General features: G+C 70.0%; 7 protein-coding genes and 1 pseudogene. All 8 read left to right on the top strand.

What is annotated here, in order from left to right; translation table 11 throughout:
- The first annotated feature begins 147 nt into the window (after positions 1–147).
- Complete coding sequence (locus tag ACOADB_RS26740; protein WP_378606197.1) at positions 148–624, top strand: flagellar hook capping FlgD N-terminal domain-containing protein; 477 nt, start codon at positions 148–150, stop codon at positions 622–624.
- 58 nt (positions 625–682) lie between these two features.
- The gene (locus ACOADB_RS26735; protein WP_378606194.1) at positions 683–1,525 is read left to right on the top strand and encodes a flagellar hook-basal body complex protein; all 843 of its coding nucleotides are present in this window, start codon (positions 683–685) and stop codon (positions 1,523–1,525) included.
- 152 nt (positions 1,526–1,677) lie between these two features.
- A complete protein-coding gene (locus ACOADB_RS26730) occupies positions 1,678–1,971 on the top strand; it encodes a flagellar FlbD family protein (protein ID WP_378606191.1) in 294 nt (97 codons plus the stop codon).
- A complete protein-coding gene (locus ACOADB_RS26725) occupies positions 1,968–2,738 on the top strand; it encodes a motility protein A (RefSeq protein ID WP_378606188.1) in 771 nt (256 codons plus the stop codon). Before ACOADB_RS26730 ends, ACOADB_RS26725 begins: the two co-directional genes overlap by 4 nt.
- Complete coding sequence (locus tag ACOADB_RS26720; protein WP_378606185.1) at positions 2,738–3,781, top strand: OmpA/MotB family protein; 1,044 nt, start codon at positions 2,738–2,740, stop codon at positions 3,779–3,781. The genes ACOADB_RS26725 and ACOADB_RS26720 overlap by 1 nt, the downstream gene beginning before the upstream one ends.
- Before the next feature lie 5 nt (positions 3,782–3,786).
- Positions 3,787–4,212 (top strand): flagellar basal body-associated FliL family protein, encoded by a 426-nt coding sequence (locus ACOADB_RS26715; RefSeq protein ID WP_378606209.1) that lies wholly within the window; start codon positions 3,787–3,789, stop codon positions 4,210–4,212.
- 162 nt (positions 4,213–4,374) lie between these two features.
- Positions 4,375–5,301: a flagellar motor switch protein FliM gene (locus ACOADB_RS26710; protein ID WP_378606182.1), complete on the top strand. Its 927-nt coding sequence runs from the start codon at positions 4,375–4,377 to the stop codon at positions 5,299–5,301.
- Positions 5,298–5,704: pseudogene (locus tag ACOADB_RS26705) on the top strand (hypothetical protein); the annotation flags it as partial. The gene ACOADB_RS26710 and the pseudogene ACOADB_RS26705, both read left to right, overlap by 4 nt.

Raw genomic sequence — 5,704 nt, 5'->3', positions numbered from 1 at the left:
CACCCCGGCCAGTCCCAGCGCGACACCCACCCCGGCCGACCCGGCCACCCCCTCGAGCAGGCAGGACGTCGCGCGGCACCCGCGGACGTCGTACCCACCTCGACCCCGACCCCCGGTCGCCTCGACCGGAACCTGTGAGGAGGCACCATGTCGATCGGCGCAACCGAAGGCGTGACGTACGGCGTCACGTCCGGAGCAAAGAGCACCGCCCCGACCAACAGCTTCGGTGACCAGAAGGTCTTCCTGGAGCTGATGGTCGCGCAGATGCGCTACCAGGATCCGCTCAACCCGGCCGATTCCAGCGAGTTCATGGCGCAGACCGCGCAGTTCACCGCGCTGGAGAAGATGCAGGCCGTCGCCGACCAGACGGCGATGCTGCTGAGCACGCAGCTCGCCTTCGGCGCGAGCTCGATGATCGGCCAGACCGTCCGTTGGTACGACGCCAGCGGGGCCGAGCTCAGCGGCACGGTCCAGGGCACCACCTATCTGTCGACCGGGCCGATGCTCAGCGTCGACGGGCACCAGGTGGCCATCACCGACGTCGTCAGCGTCGGGGAGGCGCCGACCATCACCGCGCCGCCACCGAGCGGCACGACGGGTACACCCAGCGGCACGCCCGCCTGACCCGCCTGACCACCGACCTCTTGCAGCACTGACGCACCATCCGAGAAGGAGAACCACCATGCTTCGCTCGCTCTTCGCCGGCATCTCCGGCCTTCGCACCAACCAGACCATGCTCGACATCACCGGCAACAACATCGCCAACGCCAACACCACCGGCTTCAAGGCCAGCACCACCGTCTTCTCCGACACGTTGAGCCAGATGCTGACGGCGGCCTCGGGCGGCAACGCCGAGCGCGGCGGCACCAACCCGATCCAGATCGGGCTCGGCGTGCAGCTCGCGGCGACCACGACCAACTTCGGCCAGGGCTCGGCGCAGATGACCGGGCGGCCCACCGACCTGATGCTCCAGGGCGACGGATTCTTCGTGACCCGCGACGGCGCCGAGAACGTCTACACCCGTGCCGGTGCGTTCACGTTCGACCAGACCGGCACGCTGGTCACGCCCACGGGCATGCGCGTGCAGGGCTACGCCCTCGACGGTGCCGGCCTGCCCACCGGTGGCCTGATCGACATCGACCTGAACTCGATCCCGCTGCCGCCGGGCGTCGAGCTGACGTCGTACTCCATCGCGGCCGACGGCAAGGTCCGCGGCGTCTACTCCGACGGGGTGCAGCGCGACATCGCCCAGCTGGCCGTCGCCGACTTCAACAACCCGATGGGCCTGGAGCGGATCGGCGACACGTCGTTCCGCGAGTCCGCGAACTCCGGCCCCGTCGAGCTCGCCACCGCGGGCCAGGGCCAGCGCGGCCAGATCATGGCCGGTGCACTGGAGATGTCGAACGTCGACCTGTCCGCCGAGTTCACCAACCTGATCCTCGCCCAGCGTGGCTTCCAGGCCAGCTCGCGGGTCATCACCACCAGCGACCAGGTCCTCGAAGAGCTCGTCAACATCAAGCGCTGAGGCCGCGTCGCGGGGTAGTCCCGGGTCAAAAGCACCGTGAATCGGCGTGTCGCGGTGCTTTTGGTCAGGGACTACCCCACCCGGCCGATGAACCCCATGAAGCGAGCCATGGACGGCTCCTGGAATCGATCCACGCACACGGAGGTGCCGCGGTGATTTCGTTGACCCGACTGTCAGGAACTGTGTTCCTGCTCAATGCCGACCTGATCGAGCGTGTCGACTGCACGCCCGACACGGTGGTGACGCTCGTCGACGGCACCAAGTACCTCGTGGCGGAGTCGCTCGACGACCTGCTCGAGTCGGTGGTCCGCTACCGCGCCCTCATCGTCGCCCGCTCCTCGCTCCCGGACGCGACCGTGATCCCGCCCGTGGGTTCCGTGGCGCCCCGACCGACCCGCCTGAGCGCCGTACCGCTCACCGACCGCCACCGTGGAGGAACCCCGTGAAGGACATCGCCACGCCGGTCGGCATCGTTGCCGGTCTGGTCATCATCGTCGTCGCCAACATCATGGAGGGCGGCAACCCGATGAGCCTGCTGCTCCTGCCGCCCATGCTGCTGGTGCTGGGTACGACGGTCATGGTGACTGTTGCCGGCGGCACCCTGGCGGACGCGAAGGCCGCGGGCAAGAACATCGGCCGCGCGCTCAACGGCAAGGTCGAGCCGGCCGACGCACTCGTGCCCCAAGTGGTCAGCCTCGCCGAGCGCGCCCGGCGCGAAGGTCTTCTCGCGCTCGAGGACAGCCTGCGCGACATCGACGACCCGTTCCTGGTCAAGGGCGTCACGATGGCGATCGACGGCACCGACCCGGACGACGTACGCGACATCCTGGAAGCCGAGCTGCGCGCCAAGAAGCGCGACGACAAGCAGGCCGCGAAGTTCTTCGGCGACGCCGGCGCCTACGCGCCCACCATCGGCATCATCGGCACCGTCATGGGCCTGGTCCACGTGCTCGAGAACCTCGCCAGCCCCGAGGAACTGGGCCACCTGATCGCCGGCGCCTTCGTCGCGACGCTCTGGGGCGTCATGTCCGCCAACGTGATCTGGCTGCCGATCTCCAGCCGGCTCAAGCGCATCGGCGAGCTCGAGTGCGCCCGGATGGAGGTCGCCATCGAGGGCGTCGCCGCCATCCAGGCCGGCGCCAACCCGCGCCTGGTCGCGGAGAAGCTCCGCTCGCTGCTGCCCACCGGAACGGCCGAACGGGAGGCCGCCTGATGTCCGGACACGGGCCGCCACGCCGGCGACATCACGAGGAGGAGCACGAGGAGGGCCACGAGGGCAACGAACGCTGGCTCGTCACGTACGCCGACATGGTCACCTTGTTGATGGTGCTCTTCATCGTCATGTTCGCGATGTCGACCGTCGACGAGAAGAAGTACCAGCAGCTCAGGGAAGGCCTGGCCGTCGGCTTCGGCCGCGAGCAGTCGATCCTCAGCGGCGAGAGCCCGATCAGCAACGCCAAGGGCGCGAACGACCCCGCCGACGCGTCGTACCAGATGCTGCTCGCGCAGGTCCCCGAGTCGCAGCGCGAACAGGTCGTGCAGATCATGAAGGAGTCCGACCGCCTCCGCAACGAGCGGGCGTACGGCGACGCGACCGCCGAGGTCGACCGGCTCCTGAAGGTGTGGAAGGCCGTCGACAAGGCACTGCGCAAGCAGGGGCTGCGCGAGGACGTGCGCGCGACGATCGACGAACGTGGCCTGGTGGTCAGCCTGGTCTCGCAGCACGTCGTCTTCCAGCCCGACATGGCCGAGCTCACCGCGCGCGGTCGCCGGGTGGTCGACACCCTGGCACCCGTCCTGGAGCTCCTGCCGGAGCCGATCGAGCTGGACGGGCACACCACCCAGGAGAAGGTGAAGCCGCGTTTCTATCCGACGGACTGGGAGCTCTCGCTGGCCCGCGCCGCGCACGTGCTGCGCCGGCTCGAGGAGGTGCACGGAGTGCCTGCGCGACGGCTCCGCGCGACCGGCTTCGGCCACACCAAGCCGCTGATCGACCCGTCCCGGGCCGACTCGCAGAAGATCAACAAGCGCGTCGACATCCTCGTCCTCAGCCAGGCACCGGCCGAGACCCGTGCCCTGATGGGTGAGGCGTACGCCGACCTGCGCCGCGAAGCCGGGCTCGTCGATGACGAGGACGCGCCGCCGCCTCCCGGCACCGACCACAGCACCGGCCACAGCACCGACGACAGCACCGACACCGACCACCCGACGGCCTCCGGCCGACCCGGCAGCACCCGCCAGGAGGAACTCCCGTGAGCACGATGACCGCCCAGAACGCCGCCACCACCGAGCAGCCGGCCGACTCCGGCACGACGAAGAAGATCGGCATCGTGGTCCTCGCGATCGCCCTCCTCGCCGCCGGCGCCTGGTACTTCCTGCTCAAGCCCGAGGGCAAGGTCGAGCCGAAGCCGGGCGAGGTCGTGCAGATCGAGGCGATCCAGGTGAACCTCGCGTCGGGCCACTACCTGCGCCTGGGCCTGGCCCTGCAGCTCACCACGACCGCGCACGAGGTCGACGGCAGCAAGGCCCTCGACGCGGCGATCAGCGTCTTCAGCGGCCGACCGGTCGGCGAGGTGAACAAGCCGGAGATGCGTGAGGAGCTGCGCGCCGAGCTGAACAAGGAGCTCGAGCACCGGTACCACGGTGACGTCATGGAGGTGTACTTCACCGAGTTCGTGACGCAGTAGCGGTCTCGAGACGGTTGCTGCGCAACCTCCTCGACCAACGAGGACGTCGAGTCCCGGGACGGTCCCCGGGACCGTTGCTAGTCAGTTCGGGCCACACAGTCGTGGCCGCTCGGCGTCGTCGCGACCCCTCAGGTCCCTGATGGCGGCGACGATGGACCCTGCGTGACTCTCGCTCCGCAGCGGCCCCGCCGCCGTGCTCGTACGGCCGAACCGACGCCGTACGACTTCCGGCGACCGATCCAGCTGTCGCGTGAGCACCAGCGCACCCTGCAGCTGGGGTTCGACGGGTTCGCGCGGCAGGCGACCACCGTCTTCACGAGCTCGCTGCGGACCGTCTGCGCGGTGAGCCTCGTGGGCATCGACCAGCGCACCTATGCGGAGTACGTCGACAGCCTCGGTCCGTCGACGTACCTGACCCTCTTCTCCGCCGACCCGATGCCGGGCACGGGCGTGCTGGAGATCCCGCTGTTCGCGACCATGTCGTGCATCGACCACATGCTCGGCGGGCCGGGCTCCGACGAGCAGCCGGACCGGCCGTTGACCGAGATCGAGGACGGCGTGATCCGCGGGCTGGTCGAGCGCCTGCTCAGCGAGATGCGCTACTCCCTCGACGGCATCGTGGTCCTCGACCCGAGGATCACCGGCAACGAGTACAGCCCCCAGTTCGCGCAGGCCGCCAGTGCCGCCGACGTGATGGTGGTGGTGAGCCTCGACCTGCGGATCGGCGAACGGGCGCACCGGATGTCGATCTGCCTGCCGTTCTCCGGGCTGCTGCCGCACCTGGCGAACGCGTCGGGCAGCGGCGCCGTCTCCGACCGGGAACGCGCCCAGCGCGCCGAGTCCGCGCAGCTCCTGCACGAACAGTTCAACCGGGTGCCCGTCGCGGTGTCGGTGCGGTTCCGGCCGATCACCCTCGACCCCGAGGTCCTCGCGGCACTGCAGCCCGGCTCGGTGGTCCGCCTGTCGCACCCTGCCTCGGCCCCGCTCGACGTCACCGTCGCCGGCAACACCTTCGCCCACGCCACCCCCGGTGCTCGCGGCCAGCGCCTGGCCGCCCTCATCGTCACCACGCCCGAGGAGAACTCATGACCACCGAACCCGATCCGGCCCAGTCCGTGGCCCAGTCAGTCGCGGAGGCCGCAGCGCAGTCGCTGCCGGCCGTCACCCCGCTGACCCTGGGCCCGGTCCAGCCCGGCTCGCCGCACGTCACCGCGGCCTTCGCCGGTGGCGCGATCGCCGAGCTCGACGGCGGAGTACCCGGGTCAGTGGCCATCCTGATCGGCAAGGAGCTGGTCGACGCGCTCGCCTCCAGCCCGCTCGGCGGACTCGATGTGGCCGCCGCGATCCAGCCGGCCATCGACGCGGCCGCGTTGCGCCTGGGCGCTCGCGCCCGCAGCGCCCGCACCCTCGACCTCGGCGCCGACGGCTTCGACATCACCACCGAGCTCGGCGCGGCGTTCAGCACCGTGCCGCTCATCGGCCTCGGCATCGC

Origin of the sequence: Nocardioides sp. CPCC 206348 (assembly GCF_048654705.1) — a bacterium.
In the GTDB taxonomy this organism is placed as follows: domain Bacteria; phylum Actinomycetota; class Actinomycetes; order Propionibacteriales; family Nocardioidaceae; genus Nocardioides.
Note: the sequence above shows the minus strand (reverse complement) of the source record. Positions and strands in the feature narration are given on the sequence as shown.

Excerpts from the sequence above, each read along its gene's own strand:
- ACOADB_RS26740 (WP_378606197.1), top strand. The coding sequence starts at position 148 with ATGTCGATCGGCGCAACCGAAGGCGTGACGTACGGCGTCACGTCCGGA.
- ACOADB_RS26735 (WP_378606194.1), top strand. The coding sequence starts at position 683 with ATGCTTCGCTCGCTCTTCGCCGGCATCTCCGGCCTTCGCACCAACCAG.
- ACOADB_RS26720 (WP_378606185.1), top strand. The coding sequence starts at position 2,738 with ATGTCCGGACACGGGCCGCCACGCCGGCGACATCACGAGGAGGAGCAC.
- ACOADB_RS26715 (WP_378606209.1), top strand. The coding sequence starts at position 3,787 with ATGACCGCCCAGAACGCCGCCACCACCGAGCAGCCGGCCGACTCCGGC.